Raw genomic sequence first — 21,847 nt, 5'->3', positions numbered from 1 at the left:
TTATAACAAATGACCTTTCATGCAAACCTGTCTCTTCTTGTTTCAATTCAACCTCACAGTTTAAATTTATGTTTCAAATCAGGTTTTTACTTGGTCTGGTATACGTTCTATGTCATAATAAAAAAGTCATACTGCTGCAAACATTGAGGGTGAAACACAGTGAAGAAAAAGAGAAAAGGCTGTTTCGCTGCTGCGGGTTTTATGATGATTTCTGTCTTTGTCATGGCCTCTTTTTTATTGGTCCTGCTTTTGTTCAACCACGATTTAATCAAAAAACTTCCAATTGACACGAAAACCATTGTCCTCGAACGTTTAACTGATTATAAACCGCTGGTTGAGGACGAGCTTGAAAACCGGGGACTCTCCAATTACACATCGCTGATACTCGGCATGATGTATCAGGAGTCAAAAGGAAAAGGCAATGATCCGATGCAGTCCTCTGAATCTCTGGGGTTAAAGCGTAATGAGATAACAGACCCTCAACTCAGTATTAAACAAGGCATCAAGCAATTTACCCTCATGTACAAAACCGGTAAAGAAAAAGGTGTGGATTTGGACACGATTATTCAAAGCTACAACATGGGGGCAGGTTATATTGATTTTGTAGCTGAACATGGAGGAACGCATACTGAGGAATTGGCAAAACAATACTCCGAGCAGCAAGTCGAAAAAAATCCCGGGCTCTATACTTGCGGAGGAAATGAAAACAATTTCCGTTATCCGTATTGCTACGGTGATTACACGTACGCGGAAAAAGTAAAAGAAAAAACGAAAACGGTTGAAAAATCTTTACAAGTTGCAACACTTGAAACCATGGAATCAACGGCTCATTAAAGGAGCCTGTTAATTTACTGACAAAGCCCAAAACGATATTTGGGCTTTTGTCATGTTTACAAACCTCAAAAAAGCCATACTGAGTATGGCTTTTAATAATACGGTGATATCATCAAATAAACAATAACACCTGTAAGGCTGACATACAGCCACAGCGGCATTGTCCATCTGGCGATTTTTTTATGGCGCTCCACCTGCATGCTGAAGCCTCTGATCAGCGTAAACAGCGCAAGTGGCACGATGATTGCAGAAAGGCAGATATGCGTAATTAATATAAAGAAATAAATCGGACGCATAATACCTTCTCCGCCATACAGCGTATTCTCCGCAATCGAATGGTATGTGACATAGCAAATCAAAAACAATAATGTTGTCGTAAAAGCAGCTAAAATAAAGCGTTTATGCGCCTTAATGTTTTTTTGTTTAATCATAATCAATGCCGCCAACAAGAAGATAAACGTAAAGCTGTTGAATATCGCATTCAGCATTGGCAAAATGTGAATATTCGCATGGCTGAACTGATCTAATTTAGGCATAAAAAACAGCACTGCGATCAAACCGTTAATCAGAACTGTCAGCGTAAGGACAATTCCAGTATAATTTTTCGGTTTATTTTCTGTTTGATTCATTTGGTGACCTCTCCTAATTTGTACTGGCTATCCAAATCGTATGCAAATTCAACGGAGATGTCAACGTTTTCGATGGCTTCGTCAGAAATTAGACACACTTCAGAAGGCCGATGCTTAAAAAGCACCAGCCTTTTGGTTTATGCCTCTTGCATTAAATGATCAACGACCTTATGTTCATTTTCATTCAGCAAATTCTTTTGGATTTTCGAATGAATGGGTTTATTCATATGCTGATCCAGGATGTCAGCTGTTTTTTTATCACCGGCAATGATCATTCGCTCCCATTTTTTTGCCGCGGCTTTCTGGTCGAGATTGGCCGCCAGCCGCTTGTACAGTCTCGTTTGATTCTCCGTTACATGATTCTTCAGGTGTTCCTCTTCTAATGATGCCGATTTGGTTTTAGAAGACTGGCTGCTCTCCCAAGACTCATTGATTGCGTCATATTCATAATGTTCGACCGCTTCAATTTTGCCTAGAACGTTTTCTATAATTTTCACTTCATTTTGCTGCGTTAAAATAAAAGCTGTACTTGGATACGTTTTGCGCAAATTTTCCAGCTGGTCAAGTACAGCTGTCTCCTCCCAGAAAAATGTTGTTTCAACAGGAATCTGAAGCGTGATCGCTTCCCATATCCCGCTATTTGAAACAAAAAATACAAGGCTGCGCGGCATATTTTTTCCTATTCCGTTAAGGTGCTGATAGATTTTGTCACTGATTGCATTCAGACACTTTTCTTCCTCCGGGTCACTTGCTGCCAGATATTCTTTTAATCTCCCGAACCCTGACTTAAGGGTAATTTTCCATTCTCCCCCCTGTTGCTCTGGATCCCTCATATCTGTGTTGAGATATAACGAAAGAATTTTGTCAGGGGGTTCCAATTGGACATAACGCAATTTCTTAATCAATGAATCAATCGGCATTCATCTTCCTCCTTTTGCAACGGGTTACTTTTCTTTTTCCTCTCTTAAAACCGACTAAACCTTACTTGCGCTAAATTCTAGCAATTATGGATTTATCATTTACAAACGCCTCTTCTATCTACTACAATTGGTTACTGTGTTTCTAACTATTTTTTGAAAGGGGTTTGATTTTGATTACCATTAAGGAAAAAAACCGCCAAGAGCTTGAAGAAGAGCTGAATCATTTAGAATTTCAACTTTATCGCATGCAGGAAAATATAAAGGATCTATCGAAAGATGCCAGAGTGCTTGGTATTGATCAATCGAAAGATGAAGATTGGATGATTGTTTCCTCGATTGATGATGGCCAAACATGCAAAATTATGCTCACGGATTGTGAAACAGCTTATAGAGGGGAAAGCTGCTTTTCACTTGTAGCATCCTATCAGGACGATGCCATTCATATTGGAGATATTAAAGGACCTCCGAATTACGGTTTCGGTTCTATTTGTATGAAATATTTAAAGGATATTGCCAGAGACTGCAATATCCCGAAAGTTACCGGCGACATAGCCAAACGGGATTGGAATCATGTGGACAGGCTCATTCATTTTTATGAAAAACATCAATTTGAAGTATGTATTGACTACGATACACAATCAGGAAGCATTAAATGGACAGATTTTTAAAAAAATCTGGAAGAATGTGCCGAAATATGCTGTAATGGTGTAAAACCGCTTAGGAGGACCTGAATTGTTTGCACCCAAACTGAAACCGGGAGACGAAATTCGAATCGTGTCTCCCGCCACCAGCATGTCCATATTAACAAATGAAGCAAAGTTGCACGCAAAAACGACATTAGAACAATTGGGTTTTCGGGTGACCATTGCTGAACACGCAGAGGAATTAAACGAATTCCAGTCATCCTCTATTGAATCAAGAGTAAGTGATCTGCACAGCGCCTTTTTCGATCCCGACGTCAAAGCTATTTTAACGACACTTGGCGGATTCAACAGCAATCAGCTGCTGCGTTATCTTGATTACGAAAAAATCAAACAGAATCCAAAAATATTTTGCGGCTATTCCGATATTACGGCTCTCGCTAATGCCATTTATCAAAAAACCGGTCTCGTTACATATTCAGGCCCCCACTTTTCTACATTTGCAATGAAAAAAGGATTGGAATATATAAAAGATTATTTTCTGGCTTGCTGCGCTTCGGATGAAGCCTTTGAAATTCTGCCATCACAAGAGTGGAGCGATGATCAATGGTTTTTAGATCAAGAAAACAGGCACTTTCACCCTCATTCCGGTCCTATTGTGATCCAGGATGGCTATGCTGAAGGCACATTGATTGGCGGCAACCTGTGTACACTTAATTTGTTGCAGGGAACGGAGTATTTTCCTGAGACAGAAAACACAATTATACTGATTGAAGATGATTATATGTCAGACGCAAACATGTTTGACCGCGATTTACAATCGCTCATCCACCTCCCTTCTTTTTCAAATGTAAAGGGGATATTGATCGGCAGGTTTCAAAAAGCATCAAACGTATCAATAGATCACGTAAAAGCGATAATTGGTACAAAAAAAGAATTATCCGGCCTCCCCGTCGTCGCAAACATAAATGCCGGGCACACCTCTCCAATTGCCACGTTCCCTATTGGGGGAACATGCAGGCTTGAAGTTGTTTCGGGTACATCACGAATATGGATTGACAAGCATTAAACAGCTTGTAAAATCTTTTACAAGCTGTTTTCACATCTGCACTTCATCTCTATCCACATGACAAATGTCATATATGATGTATGATGTGTGCTACTACAAAGACATCCTTCTCTTTCGTATACTTAAGCGAGACACACAATGAGAGGATCCTTTACTATGACTGAACCAACCCTTAAACACAAACAAAAACTGCTGACAAAGCAAGTCGCTGCTTTTGCTCAGCCCGAAACAAAAAACAGTCTGATTCAGCTTTTAAACACGTTTATCCCTTTCTTCGGACTTTGGTTTCTTGCTTATTTCAGCCTCAATGTCTCCTATCTTCTTACTTTAGCATTAACAGTGGTTGCCTCAGGGTTTTTGACAAGAATTTTCATTATCTTTCATGACTGCTGCCATCAATCATTTTTCAAACAAAAGCGCTATAACCATATTCTCGGCTTTCTGACAGGTGTTCTGACTTTGTTCCCTTACCTTCAATGGCAACACAGCCATTCGATTCATCACGCGACCAGCAGCAATCTGGATAAACGCGGAACAGGTGACATCTGGCTGTTAACGGTAAACGAATATATAGCCGCATCTAGACGCACAAAACTTGCATACAGACTTTATAGAAATCCGTTTATCATGTTTATTATCGGACCAATTTATGTTTTTCTGATCACCAACCGTTTTAACAAAAAAGGCGCAAGACGTAAGGAGCGCGTGAACACGTACCTTACAAACCTGGCAATTGTGTCATTGGCTGCTGTTTGCTGTCTCATCTTTGGCTGGCAATCGTTTTTGCTCGTGCAAGGCCCTATCTTTCTGATCTCAGGTTCAATCGGCGTGTGGCTGTTTTATGTACAGCATACATTTGAAGATTCTTATTTTGAAGCAGATGAAAACTGGAGCTACGTTCAGGCCGCTGTGGAGGGCAGTTCATTTTATAAACTCCCGAAACTCCTTCAATGGCTGACAGGCAACATCGGTTACCACCACGTTCACCATTTGAGCCCAAAGGTGCCCAACTACAAGCTTGAAGTTGCTCATGAACATCACGAACCATTAAAAAACGTACCGACAATTACCTTAAAAACAAGCCTGCAATCACTCGCCTTCCGCCTTTGGGATGAAGACAAAAAACAATTTGTATCATTTCGGGGTATAAAACAAATATCATTCCGCCTTCCGCCTGATTCAACAGAAAAACAGAAGCTGCGGGAGAACGCCTGACTATTAGGAGGTCTTCTTATACAACAAGAAGACTTCCTTTTTATTGTTCGGTGGTGCAATCTGGCTTTTACAATGGTAAAGTTACATTTAAGATGAAAAGCTGAAAATGAGGTTATATCATGATCAAAAAGCATTTTACATTTCAAAAACTAAGCGGAATCACGCCTTATATATGGACGATATTTTTCATCCTGCCGTTCTACTTTATATTTAAATCATCTTCTACATTTGTTATTATCGTCGGAATTATTTTGACGCTTTTATTTTTTTCGGTTTATCGATTTGCTTTTGTCTCAAAAGGCTGGGCCATTTATTTGTGGGCGTTTCTGTTAATCGGCATTTCAACCGCCTCCATTACGCTGTTCAGCTATATTTATTTTGCTTTTTTTATCGCGTATTTTATCGGAAACATAAAAGAACGCGTTCCTTTCCACATTTTATATTACGTACATTTAATAAGCGCAGCTGTCGCAGCGAATTTCAGTCTTGTGTTAAAAAAGGAATTCTTTCTGACACAAATTCCTTTTGTCGTCATCACCCTCATCAGTGCGATTTTATTGCCGTTCAGTATCAAAAGCCGCAAGGAGCGCGAACAGCTGGAAGAAAAACTCGAATTTGCAAATGAACGGATTGCCGATTTGGTAAAATTAGAAGAAAGGCAGCGGATTGCCCGCGATCTCCACGATACGCTTGGTCAAAAGCTTTCTCTTATCGGTTTAAAAAGCGACTTGGCGAGAAAATTAATATACAAAGATCCCGAACAAGCAGCGCGTGAGCTGAAAAGCGTTCAGCAAACAGCGAGAACTTCTTTAAATGAAGTCAGAAAAATCGTATCCTCTATGAAAGGTATCCGGCTCAAGGATGAAATCATAAACATCAAACAAATTCTCGAAGCTGCTGACATTACATTTATCTACGAAGATGAGAAAATGCCCGAAAATATCTCATTGCTTAATGAAAACATTTTGAGCATGTGCTTAAAGGAAGCTGTCACAAATGTTGTCAAACACAGTCAGGCTAAAACATGCCGAGTTGATATCCAGGAGCTCTGGAAGGAAGTTGTTATTACAGTGTCAGACGATGGAACATTTCAAGGTGGAGAAACGTGCTTTTCAAAGGGACATGGCTTACTCGGTATGAGAGAGCGTCTTGAATTTGCAAACGGGAGCCTTCACATCAACACCAAAAACGGGACCAAGCTTACCATGAAAATTCCTAATAACTCAAAATAAACAAAAAGGATGGCTTACATGATTAATATATTTATTGCAGAAGATCAGCAGATGCTGCTGGGTGCTTTAGGATCACTATTAAACTTAGAAGACGATATGAAAGTCGTCGGCAAAGGAACAACCGGACAGGATGCTGTCGAGTTTGCAAAAAAACACCAGCCCGATGTATGCATTATGGACATTGAAATGCCCGGTAAGACAGGACTTGAAGCAGCTGAGGAATTAAAGGATACAGGCTGCAAAATTATTATCTTAACCACTTTTGCCCGCCCCGGCTACTTTCAGAGAGCCATTAAAGCCGGCGTTAAAGGCTATTTGTTAAAGGACAGTCCGAGCGAAGAGCTCGCGAGCGCCATCCGAAGCGTCATGAATGGAAAGCGTATCTACGCACCTGAGCTGATGGAGGATATGTATAGCGAGGCCAACCCTCTCACAGATAGAGAAAAAGAAGTGCTCGAACTTGTGGCTGACGGAAAAAACACAAAAGAAATCGCCCAAGAACTCAGCATTAAAAGCGGGACGGTGCGAAATTATATATCCATGATTCTAGAAAAGCTTGAAGTGAAAAACCGTATAGAAGCCATTACGCGTTCAAAGGAAAAAGGCTGGTTTAAGTAAAAGAGGATCTTGACATATGTCCAAGATCCTCTTTTGTTAATCTGCCGCGCCCCGCGCTGTATATTTATTGGAGAGACGGGTTAAAAAACTAGCCTTCCACCTGGAATGACAGAATTTCCTCCTTAAGTATGGCTTCGCCTATTTTAAGCTATTCAACGACGCTCTGTGAGCACACTTCAACTCAAGGGTATGGCAAAGGAGTCATGTTTAGACATTCTGATTGGTATCGCAAAACTGCCAATATGGCTTCAGATTGGGACAACAAGGCTTCAGCAATCCAAATCAAATAATCTAGGTAGAAGTTTCAAAATCACTATTCTCTAAAGAAGCATGAGAATCGTGATTTTTTGTATTGTCCTCACAGTTGCTTCCAGTCTGCTGTGCTTAATCCTGAATTTTCACTTACACAGAGTCAGGTCCGGTTTCAGAATCTATTTTCTTATTAAATTCTGCCTTTTCATGAGAGCCGTCAACCTATCTGTTTAAGTTGGTCCATGTGGCACCCGCCTTGTGCAGCAATAAATTTTCTCTTTCCAACACGTTGTATTTATAGGGGAAGATTCATTTTAAATTTTGTAAGCCATATGAACACACCTCATTGGAGCCAGCTCATTCCTTCAACTTTAGACTCCGTACGTCTGTCTCCATGTCTTCAGAAGACATAAAACTATATCTCTCGGCACGATAGGTGTAAAACTCCAACAGCGAACCAGTACAACATTTGCGTATCCTCGCATCAACATCACCAAACATTATTCCGTAACCTGCATCAGACATTAAACCTAATGACTCGGAAGCTGAACTGATCACGAATACCGTCAACCACGATTTCCTATATGAACAGTTAGTATGTTAGGAAGACAGTCAAGATATTTCATTGTTTTGGGAGAACAGCGCAGACAAAGCCCTCTTCCATTTCCTCGTCCACCAATCACAAAATAAGCCGTTATCCCAAGTCTAGGAAACGGCTCATGTCCATGGCTATACGTATTTAGATGTGTGATTATCTGATTTAAGGGATCTTTCCTTTAGCAGCCTTCTCATTTAAAAACAGTTTTTTCACTTTAAACCGCAATGAACGTGCTGATGCCAAAAACAAGATCCCCTGAATACAGCACTTCGGCAGGAATGATACAGTGTAACCTATGATCAAAAGCTCAGAAACGATCTGTTGTTCTTTAATCAAATCGCTGCTCCAAAAAAATCAGGTATCGTCATGATTCTTGATTTTAAGTAACCTGGCCAAAAGACAAATGCCAGAGAAATTAACGCCAGCGGCGCACAAGCTTCCGAAGACATTCTGTCATAGAGGTCGCGTAGCTTAGCTTTGTCCATTTAACCCCACCATCTGCTCGGTTGATACATTCGTTAATAAAAGCGAGCTTCCAATAATAAAGCAGTAAGGCTTCTCCCCCTAAGGAATAACGGTTAGAGGATGCAAGCTGAGCCCCTTGTCCTTCGCCATAAAAATATGCAGGTATTCATGATAAGAAACGATACAATCTTCAAAGCAAAAGCCAGCAGCTCCTTCTGCAAAGATAAAGATGATAGGGGCCGTTTACCTTCTATTTATCATTGCAGAAGGAGCACAATTTTTTTATCGGCATATTATGTTTTACGTCTCTAAAAACAAAAAAAGGACACGAGCTTAGAGCTACATGTCCTTTATCTTCATCTATTCTATTAATTTAACACTTTTACACTTACTGTTCTGACGCCCCAATTATGTGCATCACTTTTGTTTGGTACAAATACGTCAATTTTATTTCCTTTTATTGCGCCGCCAGTGTCTGCTGCTGTTGCTTCTCCATAACCTTCAACATAGACTTTAGAACCTAGCGGAATCACGTTTGGATCAACCGCAATAACTTTAGCATTCGGGTTCTTGTTTAAGTCGATGCCTGTTGCTGTAACGCCGGAAATGCCGCCGTCGTTAGCAGAGTAAGCAGTAGCAGTAACTGTTAGTTCTTTTGTCGCTTCTTGTTGATTTGTATTAGATTCAACAGCCTTTTCTTCTGTTTTAACAGAAGTGTCTGCTGCAGCCTTTGTTTCTTGTTTAGGTTGCTGTTGAACAGCTTCTTGTTTAGGTTGCTCTTTTTGCACAGCCTCTTGTTTTGTTTCAGTTTGAGGTGCGCTTGTTTGCGCATTCTCAGTCACTGTGTTTGCTGCTGTTGCCTGACCTTTTACTGAAAGTGTAGATCCAGCATAGATCATGTCAGAGCTTAAGTTATTCCAACCTTTCAGGTTGTTAACTGTCGTACCGAATTTTTGAGCAATCTTAGAAAGCGTATCTCCCGCTTTAATTGTATATTGCCCAGATGTGGTTGTTTCTTCTGAAGAAATGGTCAGTTTTTCTCCCGTAATGATTGTATCAGAAGTTAACTTGTTCCATTCTTTTAGGTCCTTCAGGTTCACTCCGTTTTTCTGAGAGATCCCCCAGAGCGTATCACCCTTTTGCACCGTGATTTCTTTTGCAGAAGCGTGAGCTCCGAATGCAGTTGTTGAAAGTGCTGCAACTGCTACAAAGGACATAATCGTCTTCTTCATAAGTAAATCCTCCCTTGTTAGCTTTTTATTGGCGGCTAACAGGTGATATCGTAACACATGTAAATGTCAAATCAATAACAAAAAGATATGATTTAGATTACAGTTCCTTTACATGAAGGATTTCTCTCTGTTGGAAAGTCTTACTGAACCCTTGATATAATAGGCTTTTCAAGTCTTTTAAGTTTGAGTCAAAAAAAAGAAAAGAAAATGTGTTTTTCAAAGAAAAAAAGGTTGATTTATGCTTTTTTTGGGGCTGTCATCTTTACATAAGCTTGTATTTCTTCTAAAAAAAGCCGGCCATATTTTGCTCTTTTTTGTTCTCCGACTCCTTTTATAGACAAAAGTTCTTCATCATTTACAGGCTGTTTTCCTGACATATCTTTCAGCGTCTGATCAGAAAAAACGACAAAAGGCGGAACGCCCTGCTCTGCTGCAATTTGCTTGCGTAAGGTGCGAAGCCGTTCAAACAGCTCGTCATTTTCCGTAATGGCTTCTGCTTTTAATGCTTCTTTTCTCGCTACTGCCAATTCGCTTCTCAGCACATTTCTCCCTTTGCCGCTAACAAATAGAGTCGGAAATGTTCCATCTGACATCCTAATAAAGTCGTCAGCAATCAGAAATTCAATAAAGTCGCTGATTTCACTAACTGATCGGTGCTTTAATATTCCGTATGTTGAAAGGCTGCTAAAGCCGTTTTCGAGCACTTTTTTATTTTTTGATCCAGCGAGCACCTGGGCAACCATCGTCTTCCCAAAACGTTCATTCATACGAATGATACACGATAAGACCATTTGCGCTTCTCTCGTCACGTCATGAGCTGTTCTTGTATCTGTACAGTTTCCGCACTGTCCGCAGGCGTCAGGTTCCTTTTCTCCGAAATACATCAGAATAAATCGCTGCAGACAATCTTCCGTATGGCAGTAGTCAACTATTTGTCGCAGTTTTTTCAAGTCCTGCTTTTGCTTTTCTTCATTTTCCGATTGCTCGATTAAAAAGCGCTGAACCATAATATCTTGCGGAGAAAATAAAAGCACACATTCACTGTCGAGGCCATCCCGTCCAGCTCGTCCCGCCTCCTGATAGTAGCTTTCCATATCTTTCGGTATCTGTGCATGAAGAACAAACCTGATATTTGATTTATCGATGCCCATCCCGAAAGCAGATGTGGCAACCATGACCTGCAGCTCATCGTTCAGAAACCTTTCCTGCTGTTCTTTTCTGACTTCGTCCTGTAAGCCCCCGTGATACCGCCCTGCGCTAATTTGATTTCGTTTTAACCGCTCATAAATCCGATCTGCTTCTTTTCTTGTCGCGGTATAGACGATTCCTGCTTCATGTTTGTTTCTTTTTACATACTCATCAATAAAACGATCTTTGTTTTCCCCTTTTGCAACTTTCAAAGTCAGGTTGTCACGGGAGAAACCGGTATATACCGTGTTTTCTTTTTGAATATGCAGCTGACGGCATATATCATCATGCACCTCAGGTGTTGCTGTTGCGGTTAATGCCATGATGACAGGTTTGTCATTTAACTCGTGAAACAAAATTTCAATGTTTCTGTAGCTTGGCCTGAAATCGTGGCCCCATTGAGAAATACAGTGCGCTTCATCTATTGCTACTAAAGGAACGTCGATGCTTTGCAAAATACGTATAAATTCTGTTGAGGTTAACCGCTCTGGTGTAATGTAAAAAAGCTTATAGGCCCCTTCTTTCAGGCCGTTCAGCCTTTCATATATTTCTTGATTGGTTTGCGAACTGTTGATGTAAGCGGCTTTGATTCCCGCTTCTTCAAGAGCATCAACCTGATCCTTCATTAATGATATTAACGGCGAAATGACAATCGTTGTTCCTTCAAACATCAGTGCCGGAATTTGATAGCATATTGATTTTCCCCCGCCCGTCGGCATAATGCAGACCGTGTTTTGTCTCGCTTCTGTCACCGAACGGATGGCTTCCTCCTGCCCTCTGCGCAGCTTTTCATAACCGAAATAATGCGCCAACAGAGATTGGGCTTTATGTAACATAACGTCTAACCCTCGCTTTTCCTTCAATTTCTCCCATCATATCACAAAAAATAGACCTGCATTTCTTCCCGAATGGAAATTGAATTTTCGATATAAAAATCCTTTTTCAGATAAAATAAAAAGCCATTTCCATAAAGGAAATGGCCTTCGCTACATCTTGCCGTATGCAAGTAAGAAAGTTTTAAACCACCACTCCTCAAAGTGGGTGTTTGCAGAAACGTTCCTGTCGTCCTCTGCAATGGAGGCATGACATTCCGGCTTCGATATAAAACTCCCTATTACAGCTTAAAGGTTAAAACTTAATTAACAATACGTACAAAGTAGCTTCTTTTATATAGTACACCATTGGACATATTTTATCAAGGGGGCAAATCAATTGTTCAGAAAAACTTTTTTTATTCATAAAACTGTTTTTTCGCTAATATATCTTATGATTCGACAAACAAAAAATATATTACAATAAAAAAAACATCATTTTCTAGCGGCAAGAAGTAATCACTTTCTTCCATATAATATGTACGCAAAAAAACTCCTATCTCACGGATAGGAGTCTTCATTCATTAAAACTTAGCAGCAAGCTCTTTCGCTTCTTGCAAGCCTTTTTCAACAATTTCTTGTGCTTTATCAGGCGCTGCGTTATGTCCCTCGATGACAACTGTGTGCAAGTCTTGAACACCCCAGAAACCAAGAACTGTTTTCATGAAGTTTAAGGACATTTCTAGTGAAGCCATTGGTCCTTCTGAATAAACGCCGCCGCGCGCGTTAAGAAGTGCAACTTTTTTGTCGCCCATTAAACCAACTGGTCCTTCTTGTGTGTATTTGAATGTAACGCCTGCGCGAGACAGGTAATCCACATAAGTATGAAGCACTGCTGGCACTGTGAAGTTCCAAAGCGGGAATGCGAACACCACTTTATCAGCTTTTACAAATTGGTTCAGATATTTGTCAGCTGTTGCAGCTTGTTTTTTTTCTTCCTCAGTCATTTCCATACCTTGACCTGCTTTAAATGTTCCGTTAATCATATCTCTTCCAAGGTAAGGAAGGTTTTCTTTATGAAGATCTAATTCAATCACTTCATCATTAGGGTTGTTTTCTTTATATGCAGCTAAAAATGCTTCGTATAGTTTAACTGAAACACCTTCTTCAGCTGTACGGTCACTTGATTTTACAAATAAAACTGTAGACATTTGTATTCCTCCCGGTAAACTTTTTATATTAACTTACAAATAGTATGTTACTTTCTTTTTTATGCAAAGTCAATCACTTTATTTCGAATATGAGATTTTTTTATAAAAAAAAGCAAGTACACCTTATATCGGTGTACTTGCTTGCGATTTTCAATTTGAATCCTGCTCGCGGTCTAAAATCTCATACGTTTGAGAACTTTTTTGATCAATTGTTTCTTTATTAGAAAGATCTTTAACTTGTTGGTGAAACTCCCTTTCAAATGACGGAGCATCCGTTTCCAAATCGTCCTCTACATCAGCTTGGGCTTCCACTGTCATTCTTGCGTATGGAACAGCTTCCAATCTTTCGTATGGGATATCTTGACCTGTTTTTTCACAAATTCCGTACGTTCCGTCTTTTATCTTTTGTAAAGCGTGATTAACTTCCTCCAAAAGCTCCCGGTCTATTTCTTTTACCGTTTGGTCTGTCATGCGGTCTGTTACAAGCGTTCCGTGGTCAGCCATATGGTTATCAACCCCATTAGACAGCTCTCCTACTTCTTCAGTCATTGATTGTGTTTTCTTTTTTTCACCAGACAATTCTTTTTGCATATGAAGCAATTTATGGTAGAGATGCTGAGTTTGTTCTTTAGTCAGTGCCATGTGTATCCTCTCCTTTTTTTCTCTGTTCCCAGTTTTGAATACTGACAAACCAAAAAAGGCGTTTTTACGGCACAAAAAAAGCCAAACCATTCTTTAGAGACGGCTGGCCTCAGTTAGTTTATTCAGTTGCATAAATACTTCGTCAATACCGCTTGCACTTCGCTTAAATCGGTATCTTTCGCAAATTCTAATTCAAAGGTTTTGCTTCTTGTCATTAATAAAAGTCCGGTGTCTGGATCAAACATTCCCGCTTCTTGGATGGCAAAGCTTTCAATCGTTTTATATGGAAGAAATACACGAACCTTCTTTTTAGAAAACACCTTATTATCAAAGAAAATAATACGTTTATTTGTAAAGCAAATTTGGTCAACCCGGAGCTTATAAATCGATTCTATTCTTTCCCCTTCAACGAGCAAAGCTTCAAGCTTCTTTGCGTCAGTTGGTCTGCTAACAGAAAAAATACCCAATGAAGAACCCCTCTTTCTGCATTTATCTATTTTTCTTATGACGAGATTACATTAAATAAAATAAGTCCTTTATCCCTATATAAGAATACGACATAGAAGACATTTAAACCATTACGAACAGATTACATTTTTCACTTTTTTGATTTGTTTCTTGTTTTTTGTATTGCTGTCATCATGTAGTACGCACCAATAGAGAAAAAAGTTTCATTTTTCACAAATATTTTTTGAAAAATGAGTTTTTTAACGTTTTCTTCTGTGTATCTGTTTTATTTTCCCTTTTTGAATCAAAGAAGAACCGCAGCTTAGCTGCGGTCCTTTGCATAACGATCTGTATCTTCAATTGTGCCATCTATATTAGAGTCTGAAATTGATGTGACATATGCTTCCTGCCCGATGAGCCGTTCATGAAAGGCTTCTGTTTCTCCTTCAATCAGGGATTCTCGGTGATTATACCTCTTCAAAATATTCTTTATAGTATCCGCCGATTTTATTTGTATTATCAACGACAAACAGAAATTCCTCTGTCTCATTCTTCACTTCATATTCTTTCCCTGGTGTTAATACGCGATTTACAATGTATTTCTTTGCGTTTGTCTGAACACACTTTACTTTTTTAACCGTTTCTTTTTCAAGCCAATTTTTATGTATCATGATGAAATCTCCTTTACTTGTCTATAAGCCTATTGTAGCTTTTTTCTTTTGTAAATTGCAATATCGGTTATTCATTGATTTTGTCATGTTTTCTAGTATAGAATGGTTGTATACGCTTACTTCCATAGTAACAATCACAGCTAATTTCCGCTCTTCAATGAAGCAATATCCATTCTATCACCAAGAATCTCAGAACAGGCCATAAAAATGACTGGAGGTTTGTTACGAATGAGTTCTTTAACGATGCAAGTGAGTAAAAGGCTGGAGACATTTTTACAGGGAACGAAAAAGCTTTATATTGATGGGAAGTTTGTTCCGAGTGCCTCAGGGGCAACCTTTGACACGCCTAACCCGGCGACAGGCGAAACCTTAATGTCGCTGTATGAAGCCCGGGCAGAAGATGTGGACAAAGCCGTTAAAGCTGCCCGCAAAGCCTTTGATCAAGGCGAGTGGAGAACAATGTCTCCAGCATCGAGAAGCAGACTGATGTATAAGCTGGCAGATTTAATGGAAGAGCATAAAACTGAGCTTGCTCAGCTTGAAACCCTTGATAACGGAAAGCCAATAAACGAAACAACAAATGGAGATATCCCGCTGGCTATTGAGCATATGCGCTATTACGCCGGCTGGTGCACAAAAATAACAGGGCAGACAATCCCTGTTTCCGGCTCCTATTTTAATTATACACGCCATGAGCCTGTCGGCGTCGTCGGCCAAATCATCCCATGGAATTTCCCGCTCCTTATGGCGATGTGGAAAATGGGTGCGGCTCTTGCAACCGGCTGTACAATTGTGCTTAAGCCTGCTGAGCAAACCCCGCTTTCAGCTCTTTATTTGGCTGAGTTAATTGATAAAGCCGGTTTCCCTGACGGTGTGATCAATATCATTCCGGGATTCGGTGAGGATGCTGGAGAAGCACTTACCAACCATGAAGCGGTTGACAAAATTGCCTTTACCGGATCAACAGAAATCGGAAAGAAAATCATGGCCACGGCGGCAAAAAGCATTAAGCGTGTCACCCTGGAACTGGGCGGAAAATCACCTAATATCCTGCTACCGGATGCCAATTTGAAAAAAGCCATTCCAGGCGCTTTAAACGGTGTCATGTTTAACCAAGGCCAAGTCTGCTGTGCGGGCTCACGCGTCTTTATTCATAAAGACCAGTATGATGAAGTTGTCAATGAGATGGTGTCTTATGCTGAATCACTCCGCCAAGGAGCCGGACTTCATAAAGATACCCAAATCGGCCCGCTCGTGAGCAAGGAGCAGCATGAACGCGTTCTTTCTTATATTCAAAAAGGGAAAGATGAAGGAGCAAAAGCTGTCACTGGCGGAAGCTGCCCTTATGAAGAAGGCTACTTTGTCGCGCCGACTGTGTTTGCGAATGTTGAAGACGATATGACAATCGCCAAAGAAGAAATCTTTGGACCAGTCCTGACGGCGATTCCGTATGAAACAGTGGATGAAGTCATTGAACGAGCCAACCATTCTGAATACGGACTTGCTGCCGGCCTATGGACTGAGAATGTAAAACAAGCCCATTATATTGCAGATCGCCTTCAAGCCGGGACTGTCTGGGTAAACTGCTATAATGTGTTTGACGCAGCTTCGCCGTTCGGCGGTTATAAACAATCCGGACTAGGAAGAGAAATGGGCTCATATGCTCTAGATAACTACACAGAAGTCAAAAGTGTATGGATTAATCTTGAAGACTAAAAGCTTTTAAAAAAACTGCTGCCTGCCAGCAGTTTTTTTCTTTCAGTAATGGCAACAAAAGCTGATGAATATATATCTTTCTGAAGGAGTTGAGCGTGATGAGCACACTTCAGGAGAAGGTGAGGCGCTATCAGCAAAACACGATTTCAGAGCTGAAAGATAGGCAAAATGGTGACGGTTCTTGGACATTTTGCTTTGAAGGTCCAATCATGACGAATTCTTTTTTTATTCTGCTCCTCACCTCACTTGATGAAGATGAAAATGAAAAAGAACTCATTTCGGCGCTCGCAGCCGGCATTCGCGAAAATCAGCAGCCAGACGGAACGTTTAACAATTTCCCTGACGAAACAGGCGGCAATATAACAGCTGCCGTCCAAGGTTATGTCGGAATGCTGGCTTCAGGATGCTACCATCGAACTGATCCGCACATGAAAAAAGCTGAACAATTCATTACATCACATGGGGGCTTGAGGAATATTCATTTTATGACAAAATGGATGCTTGCAGCAAACAGCCTTTACCCTTGGCCCGCTTTATATGTACCATTGTCGCTTTTAGCAATCCCCCCAACATTCCCGGTTCATTTCTATCAGTTCAGCACCTATGCACGTATTCACTTTGCGCCGATGGCTGTCACACTCAATCAGCGATTCACACTAAAAAACCGCAATGTTCAATCTCTCCGCCACCTCGACCCGCACATGACAAAAAACCCTTTGACATGGCTCCGTTCTGATGCTTTCGAGGAGAGAGACCTCTCTTCTGTTCTGACTCATTGGAAGCGGCTTTTTCGTGCACCCTTTGCTCTTCAGGAGCTTGGCTTACACACAGCTAAAACATATATGCTTGACCGAATTGAAGAAGACGGCACACTGTACAGTTATGCAAGCGCCACAATATTTATGGTATACAGCCTTCTGTCACTTGGTGTGTCACGCCATTCACCGGTCATCCGAAGGGCCATTAATGGCATCAAAGCATTGGTGACTGAATGTGGCGGCATTCCTTATTTAGAAAATTCCACTTCCACTGTTTGGGATACTGCATTAATCACTTATGCGCTTCAGCAAAACGGCGTTGCCGAAACAGACGGTACAATTACAAAAGCCGTTTCTTTTTTACAAAAGCGGCAGCATACCAAGATAGCAGATTGGTCTGTCAACAATCCACACGTATCTCCAGGCGGCTGGGGATTTTCAAATATCAACACGAATAACCCTGATTGTGACGACACTGCAGCCGTCTTAAAAGCAATTCCCCGCAGCTTCTCTCCTTTTTCTTGGGAGCGAGGCGTGGCTTGGCTTTTATCGATGCAGAACAATGATGGAGGGTTTTCCGCCTTTGAAAAAAATGTGAACCACCCTCTTATCCGCCACCTCCCGCTTGAATCCGCCGAGGATGCGGCTGTTGATCCCTCAACCGCCGACCTTACCGGGCGTGTGCTGCACTTTTTAGGTGAAAAAGCCGGCTTTTCAGTAAAACATCACCACATTCAGCGTGCTGTGAACTGGCTTTATGAAAATCAGGAACATAATGGATCTTGGTACGGACGTTGGGGTGTTTGCTACATTTACGGCACATGGGCTGCCTTAACCGGCATGCACGCCTGCGGAGTTGTTCGAACCCACCCTTCGATACAAAAGGCAATCCGGTGGCTCAAAACCATACAAAATGATGACGGCAGCTGGGGTGAATCCTGCAAAAGCGCGGAGGTCAAAACCTATGTGCCGCTTAAAAAAGGAACCATTATACAAACTGCCTGGGCTTTAGATGCTTTATTGCTATATGAAAAACCCAGTCATCCAGCAATTGTGAAAGGAATGAACTACCTCATGGACAGCAGTTCTCATGACGGTAGAAGCTTGACTTATCCAGTGGGAATCGGGCTGCCAAAGCAGTTTTATATTCGTTACCACAGTTATCCTTATGTGTTCCCTTTGCTGGCTGTCGGCAAATATTTGAATTCTATTGAAAAGGAGACAGCATATGAAACGTGAATCTTATCAAACCGAGATGTTCAATTGGTGTGAAGCCTTAAAAGATCAGATTCAAAAACGAGGACAGCTTGATCAATTTGAGGATCAAATCGAAAGGATGATTGAAGCGCTGGAGGATGACCAGACGACAGAAGAACAGTGGTATCAGCAGGCCGCCACACTCTATCGTGATATTACACAATCAGAAGAAACAGGTGAAAGACGTGCCTTCGTTCCTATAGGAAAACATGTTCTTCCAAAGCTTCCGTACAAGTACTCTGCTTTAGAACCTTATATTTCACGTGATATTATGGTACTTCATCATACAAAACATCACCAAAGCTATGTTGACGGACTGAATAAAGCAGAATTGGAGCTTAAGAAAGCCAGAGCTTCAAAGAACTATGACTTGATCACTCATTGGGAAAGAGAGCTTGCGTTTCATGGAGCGGGCCATTATTTGCACAGTATTTTTTGGTTTTCTATGCATCCAAACGGAAAAAGACGTCCTACTGGAGCATTGTTTCAAATGATCGATCTTTCATTTGGAAGCTATTCGGCCTTTAAGGAGCATTTTACCCAAGCTGCAAAAAAAGTGGAGGGTGTCGGGTGGGCCATTCTTGTCTGGTCCCCTCGTTCCGGGCGGCTGGAGATTTTAGCCGCAGAGAAGCACCAGCTCTTCAGCCAATGGGATGTAATCCCTCTTTTACCGCTTGATGTATGGGAACATGCTTACTATTTGCAATATAAAAATGACCGCGGAAGCTATGTTGATCATTGGTGGAATGTAGTCGATTGGCGTGAAGCCGAAAAACGTTTTGAACAGGCAAAAGAAGTCGTATGGAAACTCTATTAAAAAAGCCCCCTTTTCCAGGGGGCTTCATTTTTTAAAAAATACCTAATACATGTAAAAATACGATAATGATTGCAACAGGTGAAAGATAACGTATGAGCAGAAGCCAAACCGCAAACCACTTTCGCTTGAGATTTGAGCCGCTTTTCAGCTCGTTAAACAAGTCTTCTTTCGGTATTTTGAACGGTACAAAGATAGAAATCAATAACGCTCCTAACGGCATTAAAATATTGCTGACCAGAAAATCAGCTGCGTCAAAAATGGACATGTGAAAAATGGTGATATCACTTAAAATACCGTATGATAACGCAGACGGTACGCCGACCAGAAAGATAGCCATCCCGCCGATCCAGGCAAATCGTTTTCTTTTACTCACATCGCCTTTTGAAAGCACAGCGACCAAAATTTCAAGCATTGAAAAGGCGGATGTCAGTGCCGCAAATAAAAATAGAATTAAAAATGCTAATAAAAAGACAATTCCAAACGGCATTTGATTAAATACAGTCGGCAGCACATTAAATAACAGGACAGGTCCTTGATCCGGTTTGAGGCCGAATGAAAAAACAGCTGGAAAGATTGCGATTCCCGCCATAATGGCGACAAGAACATTCAAAACCGTAACAGATACAGCAGACTGCACCAGATTTTCTTGTTTTTCTAGATAGGCACTATACGTTACCATTACAGATACACCGACACTTAATAAGAAGAAGGACTGGCCCATCGCATATAATATTGTATTGGCGTCAATAGCGGAGATATCAGGTGTCAGGAAAAACGTAAGGCCTTCCATCGCTCCATGAAGAGTAACTGAACGCACCATTAAAATAATAAATAATATAAATAGCGCTGGCATTAAAATTTGGCTTGCTTTTTCAATTCCGCTGCTTACACCCTTTGCGACAACCAAAATTGTGACCAGCATAAACAGCAGCTGGCCTCCTACAGCCAAATATGGATTTGAAATGGTATTCGCAAACAGCGTATCAAAACCTGATGTATGCGATAAACCGCCGGTAAAGCCTTTAAAAATGTAATTTAAAATCCATCCGCCGACAACGCTGTAGAATGATAACAGAATAAAGCACGTCGCCATGCCTAAATAGCCTATCCAATGCCATTTAGACCCAGGAGCAAGAGATTTATAGGATTGGACGGCATCTTGCTGTGTTTTTCTGCCTATGATGAATTCACCGAGCAATAATGGCAGTCCGATTAATATTGTAAATAAAATGAAAATAAATAAAAACGCGCCTCCTCCGCTGGTGCCTGCGACATATGGGAATTTCCATATCGCACCGAGACCGATAGCCGATCCAGCCGCTGCTAAAATAAAGCCCAGCTTCGAAGACCATTGATTAGCTTCCTTCACCCTATCACTCCTATTTTTCAAAACAGTTTAAAGGTTCATTGTAAGAATATCTACCTATATAGTCAAGAATATTTTGATTAGTTTACATAATATATTTATCATCTATCTACATAGATATATCAGAATACAGTCAATTTATTAATATTGAATTATTCAGAAAATTAATTATAATAGGAGAATACCAAAAAATCTGTAGGAATTTCTGCTGAAGTTCTTGATCAGTGTATGAGGAGTGTTTGTATGGAAAACATCAGAAAGATTAGTCAATTCGCGGGACAAACCTTCGGCATCTGGGTTATTGTTTTTGCCGTACTCGGATTTTCGTTCCCGTTATTATTTTCTTGGATCAGTTCTTATATTACGATTTTTCTCGGCATTATCATGTTTGGAATGGGGCTAACACTGCAAACCGATGATTTTAAAGAGCTGATCAGAAAACCTTTGTACGTCATTATCGGAGTGATTGCCCAATATACGATTATGCCGCTTGTTGCTTTCGGCTTAGCCTATGGCTTGCATCTCCCCTCGGAGATCGCGGTAGGCGTCATTCTTGTTGGCTGCTGTCCGGGTGGAACTGCCTCTAATGTCATGACATTTTTAGCAAAAGGCAACACGGCCCTGTCTGTTGCTGTCACTACAATTTCCACCTTGTTGGCACCTGTTTTGACGCCGGTATTGATTATGCTGTTTGCCAAGGAATGGCTGCCTGTCTCGCCTGGCTCATTATTTATTTCGATTTTGCAGGCTGTATTGTTTCCAATCATTGCAGGCCTAATCGTCAAAATGTTTTTCAAAAAACAGGTCGCAAAAGCCGTTCATGTCCTGCCGCTTGTTTCAGTCATCGGTATCGTTGCGATTGTATCAGCTGTTGTAAGCGGCAATCGGGAAAACCTGCTTCAATCAGGATGGCTTATTTTTTCAGTAGTTATCCTGCATAATGGCATTGGATATTTACTGGGGTTTCTTTGTGCAAAGCTGTTAAAAATGGATTATGCATCTCAAAAAGCGGTTGCAATTGAAGTCGGCATGCAAAACTCAGGGCTTGGCGCAGCACTTGCTACGGCACATTTTTCATCGCTATCCGCTGTTCCTAGCGCGATTTTCAGTGTTTGGCACAACCTTTCAGGCTCTCTGCTCGCTACATATTGGTCTAAAAAAGGTAAGAATCAAAAAGAAGATTCTAACAGCACAGAACTGACTCTTTAACATTCTATTCTATATAAAAAGGTACATCACGTTTAGCCGTGATGTACC

Annotated in this window: 21 protein-coding genes, 1 other RNA gene and 1 pseudogene; 11 read left to right on the top strand and 12 right to left on the bottom strand. The window is 40.9% G+C overall.

Translation table 11 applies throughout. From position 1 onward, the window contains the following. The first annotated feature begins 159 nt into the window (after positions 1–159). Positions 160–834, top strand: a complete 675-nt coding sequence (locus tag NST16_RS07550) for a lysozyme family protein (RefSeq protein ID WP_340885347.1) — start codon at positions 160–162, stop codon at positions 832–834. 92 nt (positions 835–926) lie between these two features. Here NST16_RS07550 and NST16_RS07545 read toward each other — a convergent pair whose 3' ends face one another. Together NST16_RS07545 and NST16_RS07540 are read right to left on the bottom strand one after the other, a co-directional pair. Then, complete coding sequence (locus tag NST16_RS07545; RefSeq protein ID WP_003231280.1) at positions 927–1,463, bottom strand: DUF420 domain-containing protein; 537 nt, start codon at positions 1,461–1,463, stop codon at positions 927–929. A 137-nt stretch (positions 1,464–1,600) separates the two neighbouring features. Then, on the bottom strand, positions 1,601–2,383 hold the full coding sequence (locus NST16_RS07540; protein WP_340885344.1) for a VLRF1 family aeRF1-type release factor: 783 nt from the start codon (positions 2,381–2,383) through the stop codon (positions 1,601–1,603). Positions 2,384–2,553: 170 nt separating this feature from the next. On the opposite strand from NST16_RS07540, the gene NST16_RS07535 reads away from it, so the two are divergent. The 6 genes and pseudogenes from NST16_RS07535 to NST16_RS07510 all read left to right on the top strand — a co-directional run. Continuing rightward, a complete protein-coding gene (locus NST16_RS07535; protein ID WP_010334567.1) occupies positions 2,554–3,051 on the top strand; it encodes a hypothetical protein in 498 nt (165 codons plus the stop codon). Between the two features lie 64 nt (positions 3,052–3,115). Beyond that, positions 3,116–4,093, top strand: coding sequence for a S66 family peptidase (locus NST16_RS07530; RefSeq protein WP_340885340.1), 978 nt, complete (start codon positions 3,116–3,118; stop codon positions 4,091–4,093). A 156-nt stretch (positions 4,094–4,249) separates the two neighbouring features. Then, positions 4,250–5,308 (top strand): fatty acid desaturase DesE, encoded by a 1,059-nt coding sequence (desE, locus tag NST16_RS07525; RefSeq protein ID WP_340885337.1) that lies wholly within the window; start codon positions 4,250–4,252, stop codon positions 5,306–5,308. A 119-nt stretch (positions 5,309–5,427) separates the two neighbouring features. Further along, on the top strand, positions 5,428–6,540 hold the full coding sequence (desK, locus tag NST16_RS07520) for a two-component sensor histidine kinase DesK (RefSeq protein WP_010334570.1): 1,113 nt from the start codon (positions 5,428–5,430) through the stop codon (positions 6,538–6,540). 18 nt (positions 6,541–6,558) lie between these two features. After that, the gene (desR, locus tag NST16_RS07515) at positions 6,559–7,158 is read left to right on the top strand and encodes a two-component system response regulator DesR (protein WP_268446052.1); all 600 of its coding nucleotides are present in this window, start codon (positions 6,559–6,561) and stop codon (positions 7,156–7,158) included. Between the two features lie 59 nt (positions 7,159–7,217). Next, a pseudogene (locus NST16_RS07510) lies at positions 7,218–7,448 on the top strand (hypothetical protein); the annotation flags it as partial. A gap of 722 nt (positions 7,449–8,170) precedes the next feature. Here NST16_RS07510 and NST16_RS07505 read toward each other — a convergent pair. The 9 genes from NST16_RS07505 to NST16_RS07465 all read right to left on the bottom strand — a co-directional run bounded on the left by NST16_RS07505 (position 8,171) and on the right by NST16_RS07465 (position 14,676). Then, on the bottom strand, positions 8,171–8,344 hold the full coding sequence (locus NST16_RS07505; protein WP_229147249.1) for a hypothetical protein: 174 nt from the start codon (positions 8,342–8,344) through the stop codon (positions 8,171–8,173). Then, complete coding sequence (locus tag NST16_RS07500) at positions 8,341–8,493, bottom strand: hypothetical protein (protein WP_229147248.1); 153 nt, start codon at positions 8,491–8,493, stop codon at positions 8,341–8,343. Before NST16_RS07500 ends, NST16_RS07505 begins: the two co-directional genes overlap by 4 nt. A gap of 348 nt (positions 8,494–8,841) precedes the next feature. Further along, positions 8,842–9,705 carry a LysM peptidoglycan-binding and 3D domain-containing protein gene (locus tag NST16_RS07495; RefSeq protein WP_010334572.1) on the bottom strand — a complete coding sequence of 288 codons (864 nt, stop codon included), beginning with the start codon at positions 9,703–9,705 and terminating at the stop codon, positions 8,842–8,844. 236 nt (positions 9,706–9,941) lie between these two features. Further along, a complete protein-coding gene (recQ, locus tag NST16_RS07490) occupies positions 9,942–11,729 on the bottom strand; it encodes a DNA helicase RecQ (RefSeq protein WP_340885329.1) in 1,788 nt (595 codons plus the stop codon). 143 nt (positions 11,730–11,872) lie between these two features. Further along, positions 11,873–12,059: non-coding RNA, 6S RNA (gene ssrS / locus NST16_RS07485), on the bottom strand. Positions 12,060–12,289: 230 nt separating this feature from the next. Next, positions 12,290–12,916, bottom strand: coding sequence for an FMN-dependent NADH-azoreductase AzoJ (gene azoJ, locus NST16_RS07480; RefSeq protein ID WP_168748044.1), 627 nt, complete (start codon positions 12,914–12,916; stop codon positions 12,290–12,292). 150 nt (positions 12,917–13,066) lie between these two features. Then, on the bottom strand, positions 13,067–13,558 hold the full coding sequence (locus NST16_RS07475; protein ID WP_168748045.1) for a TraR/DksA family transcriptional regulator: 492 nt from the start codon (positions 13,556–13,558) through the stop codon (positions 13,067–13,069). Positions 13,559–13,680: 122 nt separating this feature from the next. Further along, entirely contained in the window at positions 13,681–14,025 is a 345-nt protein-coding gene (locus NST16_RS07470) for a PH domain-containing protein (RefSeq protein ID WP_010334575.1), read from the bottom strand. 447 nt (positions 14,026–14,472) lie between these two features. Further along, complete coding sequence (locus tag NST16_RS07465) at positions 14,473–14,676, bottom strand: DUF6501 family protein (RefSeq protein WP_010334577.1); 204 nt, start codon at positions 14,674–14,676, stop codon at positions 14,473–14,475. Between the two features lie 228 nt (positions 14,677–14,904). Here NST16_RS07465 and dhaS point away from each other — a divergent pair, with 228 nt between their 5' ends. The 3 genes from dhaS (at position 14,905) to NST16_RS07450 (ending at position 19,224) form a co-directional block, all read left to right on the top strand. Beyond that, on the top strand, positions 14,905–16,392 hold the full coding sequence (dhaS, locus tag NST16_RS07460) for an aldehyde dehydrogenase DhaS (protein WP_010334578.1): 1,488 nt from the start codon (positions 14,905–14,907) through the stop codon (positions 16,390–16,392). A gap of 98 nt (positions 16,393–16,490) precedes the next feature. Further along, positions 16,491–18,389, top strand: coding sequence for a terpene cyclase/mutase family protein (locus NST16_RS07455; RefSeq protein ID WP_326227170.1), 1,899 nt, complete (start codon positions 16,491–16,493; stop codon positions 18,387–18,389). After that, entirely contained in the window at positions 18,379–19,224 is an 846-nt protein-coding gene (locus NST16_RS07450) for a superoxide dismutase (RefSeq protein ID WP_168748048.1), read from the top strand. The genes NST16_RS07455 and NST16_RS07450 overlap by 11 nt, the downstream gene beginning before the upstream one ends. 31 nt (positions 19,225–19,255) lie before the next feature. Here the strand turns inward: NST16_RS07450 and NST16_RS07445 are convergent, their stop codons facing one another. Further along, entirely contained in the window at positions 19,256–20,593 is a 1,338-nt protein-coding gene (locus NST16_RS07445) for a sodium-dependent transporter (RefSeq protein WP_229147233.1), read from the bottom strand. Positions 20,594–20,833: 240 nt separating this feature from the next. On the opposite strand from NST16_RS07445, the gene NST16_RS07440 reads away from it, so the two are divergent. Beyond that, positions 20,834–21,799, top strand: a complete 966-nt coding sequence (locus NST16_RS07440; protein ID WP_340885313.1) for a bile acid:sodium symporter family protein — start codon at positions 20,834–20,836, stop codon at positions 21,797–21,799. The last annotated feature ends 48 nt before the right edge of the window (positions 21,800–21,847 follow it).

The sequence above is a fragment of the Bacillus sp. FSL K6-1005 genome (assembly GCF_038000225.1).
In the GTDB taxonomy this organism is placed as follows: Bacteria; Bacillota; Bacilli; order Bacillales; family Bacillaceae; genus Bacillus; species Bacillus mojavensis.
The sequence above is the reverse complement of the archived record's forward strand: the minus strand, read 5'-3'. Positions and strand labels throughout refer to the sequence as shown.